The 17,358-nt window shown below is 40.7% G+C and carries 12 protein-coding genes; 6 read left to right on the top strand and 6 right to left on the bottom strand.

The annotated features are described in order from the left end of the window. Window positions 1-37: 37 nt before the first annotated feature. From HHO47_RS13470 to HHO47_RS13460, 3 genes are all read right to left on the bottom strand, one after another. Window positions 38-2,857 carry a TonB-dependent receptor plug domain-containing protein gene (locus HHO47_RS13470; protein ID WP_432651937.1) on the bottom strand — a complete coding sequence of 940 codons (2,820 nt, stop codon included), beginning with the start codon at window positions 2,855-2,857 and terminating at the stop codon, window positions 38-40. Window positions 2,858-3,078: 221 nt separating this feature from the next. Further along, window positions 3,079-4,155: a FecR family protein gene (locus tag HHO47_RS13465; RefSeq protein WP_169020760.1), complete on the bottom strand. Its 1,077-nt coding sequence runs from the start codon at window positions 4,153-4,155 to the stop codon at window positions 3,079-3,081. Further along, window positions 4,152-4,697 carry an RNA polymerase sigma factor gene (locus tag HHO47_RS13460; protein WP_169020759.1) on the bottom strand — a complete coding sequence of 182 codons (546 nt, stop codon included), beginning with the start codon at window positions 4,695-4,697 and terminating at the stop codon, window positions 4,152-4,154. Before HHO47_RS13460 ends, HHO47_RS13465 begins: the two co-directional genes overlap by 4 nt. 553 nt (window positions 4,698-5,250) lie before the next feature. Between HHO47_RS13460 and HHO47_RS13455 the strand changes: the two genes are divergently transcribed. The 6 genes from HHO47_RS13455 to HHO47_RS13430 all read left to right on the top strand — a co-directional run bounded on the left by HHO47_RS13455 (window position 5,251) and on the right by HHO47_RS13430 (window position 12,541). After that, the gene (locus HHO47_RS13455; protein ID WP_169020758.1) at window positions 5,251-5,883 is read left to right on the top strand and encodes a PilZ domain-containing protein; all 633 of its coding nucleotides are present in this window, start codon (window positions 5,251-5,253) and stop codon (window positions 5,881-5,883) included. A gap of 87 nt (window positions 5,884-5,970) precedes the next feature. Next, window positions 5,971-7,026: an agmatine deiminase family protein gene (locus HHO47_RS13450; protein WP_169020757.1), complete on the top strand. Its 1,056-nt coding sequence runs from the start codon at window positions 5,971-5,973 to the stop codon at window positions 7,024-7,026. Then, complete coding sequence (locus HHO47_RS13445) at window positions 7,023-7,916, top strand: carbon-nitrogen hydrolase (protein ID WP_169020756.1); 894 nt, start codon at window positions 7,023-7,025, stop codon at window positions 7,914-7,916. The genes HHO47_RS13450 and HHO47_RS13445 overlap by 4 nt, the downstream gene beginning before the upstream one ends. Window positions 7,917-7,960: 44 nt before the next feature. Next, window positions 7,961-11,434 (top strand): transcription-repair coupling factor, encoded by a 3,474-nt coding sequence (gene mfd, locus HHO47_RS13440; protein ID WP_169020755.1) that lies wholly within the window; start codon window positions 7,961-7,963, stop codon window positions 11,432-11,434. After that, window positions 11,434-12,270 (top strand): peptidoglycan binding protein CsiV, encoded by an 837-nt coding sequence (locus tag HHO47_RS13435; RefSeq protein WP_169020754.1) that lies wholly within the window; start codon window positions 11,434-11,436, stop codon window positions 12,268-12,270. The genes mfd and HHO47_RS13435 overlap by 1 nt, the downstream gene beginning before the upstream one ends. Window positions 12,271-12,289: 19 nt before the next feature. Next, the gene (locus tag HHO47_RS13430; protein ID WP_169020753.1) at window positions 12,290-12,541 is read left to right on the top strand and encodes a DUF3862 domain-containing protein; all 252 of its coding nucleotides are present in this window, start codon (window positions 12,290-12,292) and stop codon (window positions 12,539-12,541) included. 53 nt (window positions 12,542-12,594) lie between these two features. On the opposite strand, the gene HHO47_RS13425 is transcribed toward HHO47_RS13430, so the two are convergent. The 3 genes from HHO47_RS13425 to HHO47_RS13415 form a co-directional block, all read right to left on the bottom strand. Beyond that, window positions 12,595-13,143 carry an HPP family protein gene (locus HHO47_RS13425; protein WP_169020752.1) on the bottom strand — a complete coding sequence of 183 codons (549 nt, stop codon included), beginning with the start codon at window positions 13,141-13,143 and terminating at the stop codon, window positions 12,595-12,597. A 71-nt stretch (window positions 13,144-13,214) separates the two neighbouring features. Next, entirely contained in the window at window positions 13,215-14,570 is a 1,356-nt protein-coding gene (locus HHO47_RS13420) for a hypothetical protein (protein WP_169020751.1), read from the bottom strand. A 116-nt stretch (window positions 14,571-14,686) separates the two neighbouring features. Then, window positions 14,687-17,278 (bottom strand): TonB-dependent receptor plug domain-containing protein, encoded by a 2,592-nt coding sequence (locus HHO47_RS13415; RefSeq protein WP_169020750.1) that lies wholly within the window; start codon window positions 17,276-17,278, stop codon window positions 14,687-14,689. Between the last annotated feature and the right edge of the window lie 80 nt (window positions 17,279-17,358).

The raw sequence follows: 17,358 nt of genomic DNA, 5'->3' as shown, positions 1-17,358 counted from the left end.
CGGCCCTTCAGAGTAAAATAACGTAGGAGAAGTTATTTTAGAATCGGTATTCAGCACCTACATAATAGTAAGCACCGTTAAAGCCAAAGGGTGCTGAGCGACGTGAGTACTCAAATACCCCAGTAGAACTGACAATAGTATTACCTGATGCATCTACAATAGTACCTGCGCGTGAGTTACCAATAGTGTTTTTATCTGGGTATACGTCAAATAAATTGTTAGCTCCTATGTTCAATGACAAATTATCAGTAACAAAATAATTCACTTTAACATCTGTTAAAATTTCAGCACCGTAGGTTTGGCGGCCACCATCTTCAACAGTGTACTCACCATAGCGGTTAAGAGATAAGTTCACAGTCCAATCTTCTACACGATATAGCGCACTTAAGTTAACTCTATCTTGTGGTTGCCACTCTTCGATTATTGATGTTTCTTGGGCTGAAAACACATCTTCTACTGGAATGGTTTCAAGACCACTGCCAGCTGGCGTAAATAAGTCCACCACCTCAGTTTCTGTAAAGTTAGCTGCCAATGTAAAGTCAAGAGTGCCACCTAGCCCTTGAGTACTCCAGGTTGCTACAAAATCAATACCTTGTGTTTCAGTATCAGCGCCATTTAAGAAAAATTGCCCAGCACCTGCACCTGAGCTAACCAGTGCTGCATCTAAAGTGTCTGATAAGCCCTTCCCTAAACGATTACTGATCACAATGCGGTCATCAATATCTATTGAATAATAATCTAACGTCACATTGATGTTATCAGTCACGTTATACACAATTCCCATACTTAGGTTTTGTGATTTTTCTTCTTTAAGTTTAGGAATACCAATACTTTGCGCAAGCGTACTGTCGTTTCTAAACGTCCCGACTTCTTCGGGCACTAAAGTACTATCAGCACCCACTACAAATTGGGTGCTGATGTTATTAAAATATAACTGCTGCATCGATGGCGCTCTAAAGCCCGTGCTCACAGCACCACGTAACGATACATTATCAGTAACAGACCAGTTACCAGCAAGCTTAAAGTTTACCGTGTCGCCAAAACCTTTATAGTTATCATAGCGTAGTGCGCCTGAAATAATTACATCATCAATAATATAGGTTTCTGCATCAAGGTAAAATGAAATAACATCGCGAGATTCATCCACCGATGACTCTGGTGCAGAGCCACCAAAACCTTGCGTGCCACCCGCTGCATTTTCGCTGCCAATACCACCGCTCATACCGTCATAAATATTAACACCATTATTAGTATCGTAATCACGGTATGCGTATTCGCTGCCTTCTAAAATACGGTATTCATCGGTACGTAATTCTGCTCCCATCGCAAGTGAGAAATCATCAAAATCTTGTGTAAAATCAAGGTTAATCGTTTGTAGTGATAACTCCATGCCATACGCATACGCTTGGCGAGGGATCGTGGCACGAATATCATCAGCACTTAAACCTTGCTCATAACGTAATAAATTAGCGTATGAACCATTGATAGTGTCACTAGTAGTGTAATCGATGCTGTTTTCACCATAGGTGTATGACAAATCAAGACTTGAGCTATTATCAAACTCTTTCTTGAAACCAAAGTTATAGGAAACATCGTCAATGGTGGTATTAATTTTTGGTAAGAAGCCCATTGGGATCACTGCATCACCATCTTGTAATACTGGGTTACCACCGCCATTGGCATTTTCACGGAAAAACGCAGCTGATTCATTATCACGGGTTGAATAAGTGATAAAACCATATAACTGGCCACCAGCAAGTTCGTAACCGGTATTAACTGTCAGGGCAAATTGTTGCGAGTCTGCATCACCAATTCTAAATGTATCACGGGGTGCAGTTAGCTCACGAGGATCGCCCGCTAACAGCGTGCCATCAGTAAGTTCTGTACAACCATAAAATTGGCAAGAACCGTGTAAACCAGCGCGATTAGTCGGTGCACGATCGCGGTAATTAACAGTGGTATTTAAATAACCACTATCACCTAGCGCAAAGCCTTTATTAAAATCAACCGTAACGGTTTCGCCATCACCTTCAGAATATTGACCATAGTTAACCGCGGCTTTACCACCTTCATCAGCATCTTTTAAAACAATGTTGATAACCCCCGCAATCGCATCAGATCCATATTGCGCAGCCGCACCATCACGTAGCACTTCAATACGTTTGATTGCAGCAGCAGGGATCGCATTCATATCTGTACCTGCGGTACCACGACCTACCGATGTATTAATATGGATAATGCTGGCTTGGTGACGACGTTTACCATTGATAAGCACTAATGTTTGATCTGGCCCTAAACCACGTAACGTAGCAGGTCGTAATGCATCAGTACCATCACTGATCGATGAGCTTGAAAAGTTAAAAGATGGTGCGATAGCTTGCAGCATACGGCCGACTTCTGTTTGCCCGGTATTTTCTAGCGCTTCAGCACTTAAAATATCAACAGGTACGGGTAAGTCCTCGACTGAACGCCCTGCTACACGGCTACCAACGATGGCGATTTTTTCAATATTTTCTTGAGCGGCTTGTTCTTGTGCATTAGCAACTTGGCTATTGGTTGCCATTAAAAGTGGTATTACAGCAGCACTTACCCCTGAAAGCTTTCTCATGTTGTTATCATTCCTATTGATTTGTTTGAGTTTTATACTCAGTAAACCATTTTGATCAACAACCGCATCGAGTTCAGTATTTTTCAGCATTGTACTAAGCGCTTCTAACTGAGTGTAATAACCATACACTGATTGAGCTTGGTATTGTTTAGCTAAATCAAACGAAAAAACCACGGTTTGTTCTGTTTGTTTTGCAAACTCTATCAATGCTTGATCTGCTCGCTGCGCTTTTATATCAAATTGTACCATCTGTGGATTTGCAACCTCAGCCTGAACATTTAAGCTCAATACTAAAGATGCTAATACAATTAACCCACAAATTGGACACGTTTGGTTACCGCGCAATTTATACAAACAGTTGAAAAAGAATAATCCGCTATACAATCCTATTTTTTTATTAATTATTTTTTTACTTTTTATCTTTACCATTGTAACTTCTGACACTTTAAATCAAAGAGCAAGCATATAGCTTAGCTGTGATCACCGTGTTTTAGGCTTACGATATGTTCACCTAAACGTTCATGCTCAATGGCTAAATTGATGCGCAGGCTATCAAGTAAACCAGTAATATCACCGGCTTTAAACACCCCTGCCACTTTTAAAGAGGCTAATGTAGGATCAGCAAGTTCAAAACGTGTTGCGGTATAGCGACTTACTTCTTGTAAAGCTTCACTTAACGGCTCGCCATTAAAAATGAGTATACCTTGTTGCCATGCAAGATCCCGTTGTACATCATCGTGTGTTAACCGTTTGATCGGCTCAGTAATACTTTCTTTGATTAATGCTTTTTCGCCAGAGATAACAATACTGGCATTAATTTTTTTCACACTATCAGTATCGTTACTGGCACTTTGCAATTGTACAAAGTCATCAGCATTTACGGCAACCGAAGGATCCGTGATCATCACTTTACCTTCAGTAACGAGCAGCTCAAGATCAGATGCAGCATTACGTTGCACATTAAAAACAGTCCCCAATGCGGTAAATGACTTATCACCCGCCATCACCGTAAATGGACGTGCGGCATCTTTAGCAACATTAAAACGCCCTTCGCCGCGGCTTAAAATCAGTTGTCGGCGATTTTTTGTATACGCTACTTCTAATAAGCTATTGGTATTTAACTGCACAATCGTACTATCAGGTAATACAAACGTTGCTTGCTCACCCACTTTGGTGCGGTAAATTTTACTGTACTTGGCTTGTTCTTGTGGTGTCGTTGGCCAATGTTCAATACCAACAAATATAAAGCTGGCAACTAGCAAGGCAGCAAAGACACTTGCCGCAATCGAGAAATTAATTTCTCTATGGACAGGCTTATTGATACTGTTTTTATTGGGAAATAAGCTGCTCAACTCATTTAATACACTCAGTTCATCCCATAACTGGGCTAACTCAAATACCGCATCTTGATGGGCCTTATTTTGTTGCACCCAGTGCTGAAATTGCATACGCTCTTGTTTTGATAAGCCCCTATCCATAGCACTTATCCAACGACTGGCATCAGCTTGAATAGCATCTTTAGACGAAAATTGATGAATATTACTCATTTTCCCACCCTCCTGGTAGGTTCAATAGTAGCACTACTGTGCTCATGTTGCTGCATGTAGCGCATAGATTGTAACAAACCTTTGGCAATGTGTTTTTCAACCGTACTTTCACTTAACTTCATTTGCGCTGCGATTTCTTTTTGGCTCATGCCATATACTTTCTTTAAAATAAAACATTTTCGCACTGGCTGGCTTAGTTGCTCAGTCGCACGACAAAACAGTAAAAAGCGCTCTTTTGAGGTCACTTCATCTTCTAACTGCATAGATCTCAACGACTGCTGAGAATCATCAGAGGTATCTAATGAATCGCAATGTTGATTATCCCATTTTGCAATGTGGTTAAGCGCCAAGTGCTTGGCAGTCTTGAGCATATAACTGCGCGTATATTTAATATCTTGTTTTAAATCAGCTTGATAGCTCTTAATAAAGGTTTCTTGTACGATATCTTCCACGTCATCTGGCTGTACTATACGCGAAACAAAACGTCGCAACTGTGAAGACAGCTCAATAAATGTTGCAGATAATGCTGGCTTGCGCGTCATTATTAACTTTACCCTTGCTATTATTATTACGCCTAGGGTACGAGTTTTAGCGCCAATTACAAAGCAATTTGTTAATTTTGTGGTTATTAAAAAACCATGAAAAATAAACACCACCATATACCTGTAAAAATTTAAGGTATACACTCATATTTAACTAAGCTAAATGGGTTAAGCACCATCAAAATTATCTTTATTCTTATTTACCTCGGCTTCGTTGTTTCTACAAGGTTGTAGTGCAACACCTAAAGCCGAACGTAAAGTAAAATGATTAGTCAAACTACGTGCTGAGAAATCGATCTCACAACGGGATTACGATAACGCCAGTTCCACCCAAAATGTCGCTAACACCACGTTAGCAGCCGCGATAGTTACGTTAAAACAAGCCCAGCTGAATTTAGAAATGAACCCTGATGACATTGGACGAATTTATGATTTAAGTTCAGCTGAAAATATAAGGGCAAACAGTAGTTTGCCCTTTTTTATGGTAATTTGATAACTAGCAATTTTATGCTGTCGGCGCTACTATTAATCTATTGCGTCGAGGAGCCTTATTATGAATAGTGAAAAATTAACCGAGTTTGAGCAGTACTTTCAGATTGATGAAAGTAATCGAGTAAATTTATTTGCTGTTGACGATAACAAAGTTCCCACCACCTTAGCGCAATTAGAAGCAGATATCCCACCATTATTTAAATTAGCCAATGAGGTCAGTGAACTGGAACAAAGCTCGTTAAGACCATTGCGTAGCCTTGGTGACTTAGCGCAAGAGCTTGCCGTATTTTTACACGCACAATCGCGTAAAATCGACTTGATCATGAGTCATATATTAGCCTCAGAGCAACCTGAAGATAACGCTATTTATTGTGATAGCTACGGCGGTGGCGGTATCAAACTAACCGATACAAAAGCCTACTCTATTGGCCAAGCATTTCGCACTAAGTTATTCTTACAGCATGAAGCCTCTGCTATTTATTGTTACACCGAGGTCGTTGCGGTTAATAAGATTGACGATGAACACTACCAATACACCCTACTTTTTAAAGCTATCCGCGATACTGACCAAGAACTTGTGGTACGTGCTAGTTTACATGCACAAACCAGACAACTGAAAAAGCGTCAGCTGCTGCAGCATGAAAGCGACAACTTTGATAACCAAGACACAGCAGAGCCAACAAAACCAGAATAATATAGGTACTAGCAACCCTCATTTTGAAGTGGCTTGGCTATAGTTGAAATGCTAAACTAACTGCACCTTTGTTTGTTTATTAAATTCATGAACTTTAGACTTTTACCCGAATGGGCTGAGCAAGACGCCGTTATGCTCACTTGGCCACACCAAGCCACTGATTGGTGCGATAATTTAACCGCTGTAGAGCCTGTATACGTGCAATTATGTCAGCATATTTGTAATGCTGAGCAATTAGTGATCATCGCCCATGATGAAGCCTTAAAAACACACATTAGCCAATTATTGCGTAATCACGCTGTTGATTTGAGCCGCGTGCATTTCGTTGTTACTCCCTGTAACGATACGTGGGCACGTGATCATGGCCCATTAACTTGCGCCGCAATTGCTGATAATAGCCAACTAAAAATTGTTGATTTTATCTTTAATGGCTGGGGCAATAAATTTACCAGTGAATTAGATAATAAAATTAATGCGGTACTGGTTAAACAACTTGCCGATACGCGCAATCAATACCAAGCGCTTGATTTGGTTCTTGAAGGGGGCGGTGTAGAGATTGATCAACACGGTGTATTATTGACCACCAGTGAATGTTTACTTAATCCAAATCGTAATCCAGACCTAACCCAACAAGACATTGAACAGTGCTTACGTGAGCAACTTGGCGCAAGCGACTTTTTATGGGTTGATCATGGCTATTTAGCCGGTGACGATACTGACAGTCATATCGACACTTTAGTGCGCTTTGCGCCCAATGATACCTTAGTGTATGTAAAGTGTGATGATAAAACTGACCAACACTTCAGCGCTCTCGCTGCCATGGAAAAGCAGTTACAAGGCTTTAAAACAACAACAGGTAAACCTTATACCTTAATTGATTTACCATGGCCAAAAGCCGTATTTAATGATGATGGCGACAGGTTACCTGCCACCTACGCAAATTATTTAATCATTAATGGCGCTGTACTTGTGCCTATTTATGCTGATGCCAATGACGAATTAGCCTTAGCACAAATTCAAACGGCCTACCCTGAGCATAAAATAATAGCCGTAAACTGCTTACCAATTATTCATCAATTTGGTAGTTTACACTGCATTACAATGCAATTACCCCGTGGATTTTTAGCTGGAGCATCATTATGAGCAGCCCTGTAAATTTAACCGTTGCCTTAGTGCAGCAAAGTAACAGTGATGATGTCGCACAAAATATGGTAAAATCAATTGCCGGTATTCGTGATGCCGCAAGTCAAGGCGCACAACTGGTAGTGTTACAAGAATTACATCGCAGTCTGTACTTTTGTCAAACCGAAGATGTTGATGTATTTGATTTGGCAGAGACTATTCCTGGCCCAAGTAGCGACACTTTAGCTGAGCTTGCAAAAGAATTAAGCATTGTTATTGTTGCCTCATTATTTGAAAAACGCGCCACAGGTCTGTATCACAATACTGCGGTAGTGCTTGAAAAAGACGGCACTATTGCGGGTAAATACCGTAAAATGCATATTCCTGACGATCCAGGTTTTTACGAAAAGTTTTATTTCACGCCAGGTGATTTAGGTTTTCAGCCAATTCAAACTTCTGTCGGTAAACTTGGTGTTTTAGTGTGTTGGGATCAATGGTTTCCAGAGGCTGCGCGTTTAATGGCAATGGCCGGTGCTGAGCTATTAATTTACCCAACCGCAATTGGCTGGGATCCGCGTGATGACGAAGGCGAAAAAACCCGTCAAAAAGATGCCTGGGTAATTTCGCAACGAGCACATGCCGTTGCCAACGGTGTACCTGTTATAAGTTGTAACCGTGTCGGTCATGAAAGTGATCCAAGTGAGCAAAGCGAGGGCATTGTATTTTGGGGCAATTCATTTATTGCTGGTCCACAAGGTGAGCTATTAGTAGAAGCAAATAATACCGATGAACAATTATTAATTGTAGAACTTGACCAACAGCGCTGTGAAAACGTACGACGCATTTGGCCGTACCTACGCGACCGTCGTATAGATCATTACCACGACTTAACCAAAATATATCGCGATTAAGAATAAATTAGCGCCTCAGTTACGGCGCATTAAAGGAGTAGTAAATGGCGTTTGCGCAATGGGCAGCCTTGCCTTGGGTAAAATCTCAAAAAGATAAAATTCAATGGGGGCAACTCACCGGTAGCGGGTTAAGTATCGCTATTGCCCAAGGGGTGAAACAACAAGACAGCTTAGTGCTGATTGTTACCCCAGATACACCCAGTGCGCTGCGCTTAGAGACGGAACTTGATTATTTATTACCTGATCACCCAGTGATGGTGTTTCCTGACTGGGAAACCCTGCCGTATGATCACTTCTCGCCGCACCAAGATATTATTTCGTCACGTTTAGCGACCCTTAATACACTAAAAAAAGAGCAACAAAGCGTATTAATTGTACCTGTATCTACGTTAATGCTGCGTACAGCCCCGGCCTCGTTTATTTATGGCTCTACACTTAATTTTAAAGTGGGTGATATTCTCGATACCCATCAACTGCGTAGTAATTTAGAGCAAGCAGGCTATTTACATGTGCAACAAGTCATGGAGCATGGTGAATACGCCATTCGAGGCTCGATTGTTGATTTATATCCAATGGGCAGTCCGCATCCATTTAGACTCGATTTTTTTGATGACGAACTGGATACCATTCGTTTATTTGATGTTGAAAGTCAGCGCTCGGATGAAAAAGTCGATAAAATTGAATTACTACCTGCTCATGAGTTCCCAACTAATGAAGCTGATATTGAACGCTTTAGAATAAACTACCGTGAAAAATTTGGTGCCAGTTCATCGCAAGATTCCGTGTATATGCAAGTGACCAAAGGCAATTGGCCTGCTGGTATCGAATATTATATGCCGCTGTTTTTTGAGCAATTAGCCACCATCTTTAATTATTTACCAGTTACTACAACAGTGATGCAACTGGGAGATTTAGAAGATGCTGCAGAGCATTTTTGGCATGATATTAATGTGCGTTATGAAAACCGTCGAGTCGATCCACTGCGCCCGTTACTTGAGCCTGTTGCACTTTATCAACCAATTAATGAGTTATTTGAAAATTTAGGCAACTTTGCTCGCATTCGTTTATCGCAAACAAAACTTGCAACAAAAGCAGGTAATAAAAATCTAGTCACCAGCGAGTTACCCCCAATACGCATTGATCATAAACTACATGAATCTTATCAAGCATTTATAAATTATGTAACAGCGCAAAAGAAACAAAAAGGTCGTATTTTATTGTCGGTTGAATCCGATGGTCGCCGTGAATCTCTGCTCGCTATACTTAAACCCAGCGGCTTAAAGTTTAAAGAGTTTTCATCATTCGATGAATTTGTAAATAGTAGTAGCGATGTTGGCTTAATTGTCAGTCCACTAGAACAAAGTGTGGTACTTGGTACAAAGCCCGTATTATCCATTGTTACTGAACAAGAATTACTTGGCATTAAAGTATCCCAGCGTCGCCGTCGTAAACATAAATACGAAGCCAGCCAAGATGCGCTCATCCGTAACTTAGCTGAACTTAAAGCAGGTCAACCGATTGTGCATCTAGATCACGGTGTAGGTCGCTATCAAGGCTTGCAAACGATTGATGCGGCGGGTCTGATCACTGAGTTTGTAACCATTACCTATGCCAATGAAGCAAAGTTATATGTGCCAGTGTCAGCCCTGCATATGCTCAGTCGTTATTCTGGTGGCGAAGAAGCCAGTGCCCCGCTACATAAACTGGGATCTGATGCGTGGGAAAAAGCGAAAAAACGCGCTGCTGAAAAGGTACGTGATGTGGCCGCTGAATTACTTGATATTTACGCCCAGCGCCAAGCAAAAGCTGGTAATGCATTTGCCCTTGATGGTGCTGCTTATCGGGTATTTAGTGATGGGTTCCCATTTGAAGAAACTGACGATCAACGTAACGCTATTGAAGCCGTTTTAGGTGATATGCAAAGTAACCAAGCAATGGATAGGTTAGTGTGTGGTGATGTTGGCTTTGGTAAAACTGAAGTTGCCATGCGCGCCGCCTTTGTGGCTGTAAATGACAATAAACAAGTAGCCGTTTTAGTACCAACTACCTTGCTTGCACAGCAACACTTTGAAAACTTTAAAGACCGATTTGCCGACTTACCTATTGAAGTCGGTGTTTTGTCCCGCTTTAATTCACCTAAAGAGCAAAAAGACACGCTTGAAAAAATGGCCAAAGGCACCTTAGATATTGTCATTGGCACACATAAACTGATCCAAGCAGATATTATTTTTAAAGATCTCGGCTTGCTTATTGTCGATGAAGAACACCGTTTTGGGGTACGTCAAAAAGAAAAAATAAAATCGCTGCGTGCCGATGTTGATATATTAACGCTCACTGCAACGCCTATCCCACGTACTTTAAATATGGCGATGAGTGGCATGCGCGACTTATCAATCATCGCCACACCGCCTGCCAAGCGTTTAGCGGTGAAGACCTTTGTTCGCCAGCGCGACGCAGATTTGATCAGAGAAGCTGTATTACGTGAAATTAAACGCGGCGGACAAGTATATTTTTTGCATAATAACGTTGAAACTATTGATCGCGTAGCAGCAGAAATTAGCGAATGGGTGCCAGAGGCAAGCGTCGCTTCTGCCCATGGCCAAATGCGCGAACGCGATTTAGAGCAACTAATGAGCGAGTTTTACCACCAGAAATACAATGTACTCGTATGTACTACCATCATCGAAACGGGAATTGATATCCCCACAGCCAATACAATTATTATGGATAGAGCCGATAAACTGGGGTTAGCACAATTACACCAACTTCGCGGCCGTGTTGGTCGCAGCCATCATCAAGCTTATGCTTATTTATTAACCGGCAACTCTAAAGGGCTGTCGAAAGATGCGGTAAAACGCCTTGAAGCCATCGAGTCGCTGGAAGATTTAGGTGCCGGCTTTGCACTCGCAACCCACGATTTAGAGATCCGTGGTGCTGGTGAGTTACTTGGTGATGATCAATCAGGACAAATGCAGACCATCGGCTTTAGCTTATATATGGAAATGCTTGAGCAAGCTGTAAAGTCGCTTCGTGAAGGCAAAGAGCCGACTCTTGATAACTTGCTACAACAACAAAGTGAAGTGGACTTAAAATTAGCCGCTTTACTCCCTGAAGATTATATTCACGATGTAAATGCGCGACTTGGTATTTACAAACGGGTTGCCAGTTGCGCTAACCTAGATGATATGGACGAATTACAAGTCGAGCTGATTGATCGCTTCGGCTTGCTGCCTGATGCCACTAAAAACCTCTTTAGCTTGCAACAACTGAAACTCAAAGCCAGCGAATTAGGCATCAAAAAAATTGAAGCAAATCCAAAAGGTGGCTATTTTGAGTTTAGTCAACATACTAAGGTTAACCCTAGCTTCATTATAGGTTTGATACAAAGTGCACCTAAGGTGTATAAAATGGATGGTGCAAATAAGTTGCGCTTTGCGATCAATGAGGCGAATGCCCGTGAACGCTTAAAAATGGTCACTGCAATGATTGCAGATTTCGAAAAAAAGGTTAGCCATTAATGTTGCTTAAAAAATCTCTTATCCTACTGTGTTGTGTATTTAGTAGCACAGTATTTGCAGAACGTTGGTTTGAAGTAGAAGTATTGATATTCAAACAGCGCCCTGCCCCTTATTTGCAAGAAGATTTTAGCTTAGAACAAGAGCCTATCAAGGCAAAACGCAGCCTTGATTTGCTGACACCACTCTATACTGCGCAAGCTAAACAAGAGTGTATTAACGGCGACTCTCGCTTTAATTCACAGTCATTAACCGATTCTGTGATTCGTGCCAGTCGGTCTAATTTATGTAATGACAGTATTGACTACCTACACAGTTACTCAGCACTGCCACTGAGCCCATTGGCACCAGCTAAAGACGATATGCAGCAAACCTACTTACTTGCTCCCGAACAGCTACAGTTTATATCACAACAGCAAACGCTGGCGCGAAAAGGACTCAAACCGATACTTCATACAGGATGGCGTTTTGAAGGCGCGAGCCGATCTCGCTCTGAAAACATTAAACTGTTTGGTGGTAAATTATTACGCGTACCTGTTATTGCACAAACACCCCAGTATACAAATAATGACTTTATTAGTGTCGTCAATCCCAAGCAGCGCATTACCCCTGCAATTGAGAAAAATGCAGATAAATGGGAATTAGATGGCAGTTTTAATATTTACTTGCGCCATTATTTATTTATTAATGCCAGTTTTGATATCAATGAAATTCAAGCCACTGGTGAGATCCAGCACGCTCGGTTCTCACAATTCAAACGGGTGATAAGTGGCGATATTCATTATTTTGATCACCCTAAAATGGGCATGATTGTACAAATTAGAAAATTCAAACACTAACATAAAGGAAGATAAGCAAATGAAAAAGCTTTTAATCATTGCGGCAACACTTAGCCTTGCGGCTTGTTCAAAAGTCAGCTTAGAGAATTACGAAAAAATCGAAATTGGCATGGACAAAACCGAAGTAGAAGCTATTTTAGGCAGTGCCGATAATTGTGTTGAAAAAACCCTACACACAAATTGTACATGGGGCGATGACAGTAAAAAAATTGAAATAACCTTAGTGTCAAACAAAGTATCTTTATATAGTAAAACCGGTTTAGAGAAATAAACCTATTACAGGCTCAGGTAGTAACAAACTTACTACCTACTGATTTAACGTCCTTACCACCAATAAACTGGATAATGACGTTTAGGGTTACGTGATAAATTATTAACTAGCAACCCAACTAACAGCATAATTATCGCACCAACCAACACAGGGCTAAGCACATAGTAATATCCCAATTGTTGTATGCCATTACCACCAATCACCGCAATCAATGCAGTAGCGCCACCTGGAGGATGCAAAGTACGCGTTAAGTGCATAACAGCAACTGATAATGATACCGCCAAAGCACTTGCCAACATTAAATCGCCAGGTAGCAAGTTTGCCACAGTAACACCCACCAACGCACTGAGAACATGACCGCCAATAAGATTGCGCGGCTGAGAAAACTCCGCCAATGGCGCGCCGTAAATCAGCACAGCCGTTGCACCTAAAGAACCAATCAAAAATAAATTAGTTAACGGATCAAACTGTAAACTTTTGCCAATTAAAGCAACCAAATAAATACCCAAAAATGATCCGAGTAAAGACCACATGATTTTTTTCATTGGTTTACGTGGTGGACATTGGCTCGTTGCCGTCATTCTGGAGATCAATAAGCGCATTCAGCTCCCTCTTAAAGATTATAAAAAGAGGGAGATAATACCTGATAGGCTACGAAAATCGACTATAATATCTATTCCATTTCATTATAAATAAGTTCAATACTAACAATTTTACTTCTATTTAAAGTTATCTTATAACGCTGATACTTTATCTCTTCGCCATTCTGATATGAAAGCACAACATTTAGCTGATAACGACGCTCCACACTTTGTTTAGATATTTTATTATTATCAAGGTGATAAATTTTTCCTTCACCTTTTTTTAAGTTCCGCGCAAACGCCGCTAAACTAAACTGTAAGGTCTGTTGTAAGCTATCATAACCAGGTAAAAACTCTTTTGCATTAACCCGTATTTCACTGGCAAAGTGCAGCCATTGCGCTGCTTGTTTATTTTGTTGACGTCGTTTTGAAAATATCTTTCGTACGTTATCTGGAATATGTTTAAATCGGGTATATTCAAGCCAGATGTATTGTGTAGCTATTTTATCTTTGGTAACACTATTTCGAAATTGAAACCGCCATTTAGGGCGTCCTTTCACGATTGCTCGCCAAATAATACGAGTTATATCTTCTTTAAAAATTTCCCGCATACCATAAATAGCGCCCAAAATGATCACTAATGTTGCTGTCACTTCAGTAAATGAGATCCGCGCATTCAGTACCACAAGCATAACAAGCGCCATTATAATCGCAGTAACAGTTCCTTTCACCAATCGTTTTAAATAACTATTAAGGTAACGAGTATTACGGTTTAACACCACACCATGCTCAATCAAACGTTGTAATAGTCGCATCTTATTGGTGATCCGGTTGGCATCCTCAAGGGTTGATTCCGAGTTATATTGCAGCTCATGTCGATACGCTTGCTCGGCTTTACAAAAATTCATCAGCTCATTACGCTGTTTCGCGTGATCACTGCTACGAGCCCCTTCGGCAAGTAATTTTAAAAACGACTGCTCAATATGCCAACTTAAATAATTATCAGCATTGGTATAAAACGAAATTAATTTTTCATCATCAGGAGTATAACGTCTTAGCTTTCGAAGTAAACTTTGACTTTGTTCACATAATTCAATAGCACGTTGATAAAACTCATCAACTTCTTCAATCTTTAATGTATCTTTGATATCAGTATCAATCGCTAGCCGGACTTGGTAACAATACAAATTGAGGTTTTGCCGATAGTCTTGTTGTTCACCTTTATTTTTACTAACAAAGCGACTGCGAACTAAAGGTAAATGGATATTATTGGCGTTATACGCTAAATACGATTTGAAGTGGTTATTAAAATACGACTCTTCTGTTAACGTTTGCGGATTGATGCCCATTTCATTCGGTATAGAAAAATACATATCAATGCGCTGTTCAGAGCGTGGGCTCAATTCAGGTTCAATAATAAAGGATAAATTTTCATCCTGTTTTAACAATCAGCTCTCCTAATAAATAAAAAAGATACCTCTAGTTTACTGCCACACTTTCATTTGTTCAATAAAAAAGGCCCAGTAAAAACTAGGCCTTAGATAGCTCCAAAGTTACTTACTGATTAGAATTTAATATTCACACCAGCGAAGAAACGACGACCTAGTACATCGTATGTGTACGGGTCAGTGTTTGAATCATTATTACCTGTAAAATAAGGGGCTTGCTTGTCAAATAAGTTATTTACACCAGCAGATACTGATACAGTATCGTTTATCACGTATGAGCCACTCACATCGTGATATATAACAGTACCAACGTCTGGAACTAAACATTTGCTATCTTCCGCTAGACAAGAATAGCTATCTAAACCACTGATATAGCGTGCTTGGTAACGTGCATCCCAGTCATCACCCGCTACATTTAATGTAAAGTTAGACTTCACATCTGCATAACTACCAATACCAGAAGTAATAATGCCAGTATAATCAATTGTACTAGTGCCCGTATCAACAATATATTCATCAAGGATTGTTACATCAAGACCCGTACGCCATGCAAGGCCTGCGGCATCAAATACATATGTTAAATTAAGGTCATAACCTTTAGTTTGCTCAGAACCAATATTTTGTAATTGGTTGTTAAAGCTAATGCGACCTGTACTTTGGTTAAATTTAATATTTGCAGACTGACATAATGTACTATCAGTATTAGTATAATCACCAGTAGCAGAATCAAGACAACTATCAACAATATACTGATTATTTACATTTGAGATAGAGTTCTCAATTTGAATATCGTAGTAATCAACAGTCATTGAGAAACCGTCAAACCATGATGGTGCATATACAAAGCCTGCTGTTACTGTATCAGCAAGTTCTGGTGTTAATTGGTCATTACCACCAACAGTTACTTCAGCTTGATCTTGAGCACCAGGGAAGTTCACATTTTCAAATGATGGTGATTTCCCTTGGTATAGCTCGTTTACAGTTGGTGCACGAAATGCTGTTGAACGAACTGCACGAAGCATTAACTCATCGTTTACACGCCAAGTTAAACCTAGTTTCCACGTTTCATCAGAACCAAAAGTGCTGTAATCAAATGCACGTATAGCGGCACTTAAATCAATATTATCTGCAAATGAAGTATCCGCAACTAGTGGAATAGCTAATTCAAGGTAAGCTTCATTAACGTCAAAACGACCACCTGTTGGTTCAACACGCGGATCATTAGCAAGACCTTGTGCAGTTAAAGAGTCTGGCACATACCAAGCTTTTTCTTCGCGATGCTCAACGCCCGCCGCAAACCCCACATAACCTGCAGGAAGTTCCATAACCTCGCCATTAAGACCAGCAGACACAACAACTAACTGACTACCACCAGAGTTATTTTCGGTGTAGTTATATTGCGCTAAATTATCAGCAGTCCAATGAGCTTGATCTAGTGGATTGAATGTCCCTTTACCAATTGCATCTTGGATTGACCCCATATTTAACAAGTTTGTAGCACGGTCAACAGCATCATTACGACCGAAAACAACTGAAGTGTCCCAGCCAAAACCATTATCTAAGTCACCTTCAAGGCCTACAACAGTTCTAACAGTATCAACTACTTGCTCATAACCGCGAGGGCCAATATCCGACATACGACGACCATATGAGATAGCTTCACCATCAGCAACACCATGAGAGATTAATGAATCCCCCATAGTTTCCTGATCATAGGTAAAATCAAACCATACTGGCTGAGGTGCCATTTGTTGATTAGACCAACGCTTTGAATAGGTAAACTCAGAAAATAAACGTGTATCATCAGTTAATTCAAAATGACCAATACCCGTTAAGTTCAAACGGCGCATCGGTGTATATAAGTAACTATCTGGAGCAAAGTTATATGCGTCATTTTCAGCAACAAAGTCATGCCATCCACCATCAGCTTGGCCTTGTAAGTCAGCCGTCTCGCCCCAGACTCTGCCATTAGGGCTGTATGTTGAACCTGAACAAAAGGTGCTGCCATTTTCAAAATCTTCTGCAAGCGGACATGAAGAGAAATCACGATCTGCTTGAGACGCCTCGCCACGGTCAGTGTATTGAATACCAATAACTACGTTACCACGGTCAAAACTTGAACCCATAGTGATATCAAATGAAGTTTCATCGGCATCGCCTTCACCTGTGATCGCACCATTAAGGTTCATATCTAGCCCTTCAAAGTCATCTTTTAAGATGATATTTACAACGCCAGCCACTGCATCAGTACCGTAAACCGCTGAAGCACCATCTTTTAGTACTTCCACTTGTTTGATCATTGAAACTGGGATGGTATTTAAGTCAACCGTAGATGCTGCACCAGTACCAGAGTTGATCATACGACGACCATTTACTAACACTAAAGTACGTTGTGCACCTAGACCACGCAGATCAACGCGTGCATTACCACCTGAACCATTATTTACTGCTGGGTTAGTCATTGCACCACTGGCAGCTGTCATTTTTTGTAATACGCTATCGATGCTAGTTGCACCCATCGCCTGAATTTCATCTGCACCAATTAAAGTAACTGGGCTTGACGTTTCCATGTCTGTACGTTTGATACGAGAACCCGTTACTTGGATTTTTTCAATTGACTCTGCGGCTTCGTCCGCAGCAAAAACTTGAGTGCTTGATAGCATTGGAATAGCAGCAAAAACAGCTAAACTAAGAATTGATTTTTTCATTTTAAACCCTACTTGTTGGAAAAATACCTTGCTCAGGTAGCGCTCGTTATTATTAGAATCACGAGTCAGCGAGGGCAACT

Origin of the sequence: Pseudoalteromonas arctica (genome assembly GCF_012927645.1) — a bacterium.
Taxonomy (GTDB): domain Bacteria; phylum Pseudomonadota; class Gammaproteobacteria; order Enterobacterales; family Alteromonadaceae; genus Pseudoalteromonas; species Pseudoalteromonas arctica_A.
This window is presented reverse-complemented; position numbering and strand designations above follow the sequence as displayed.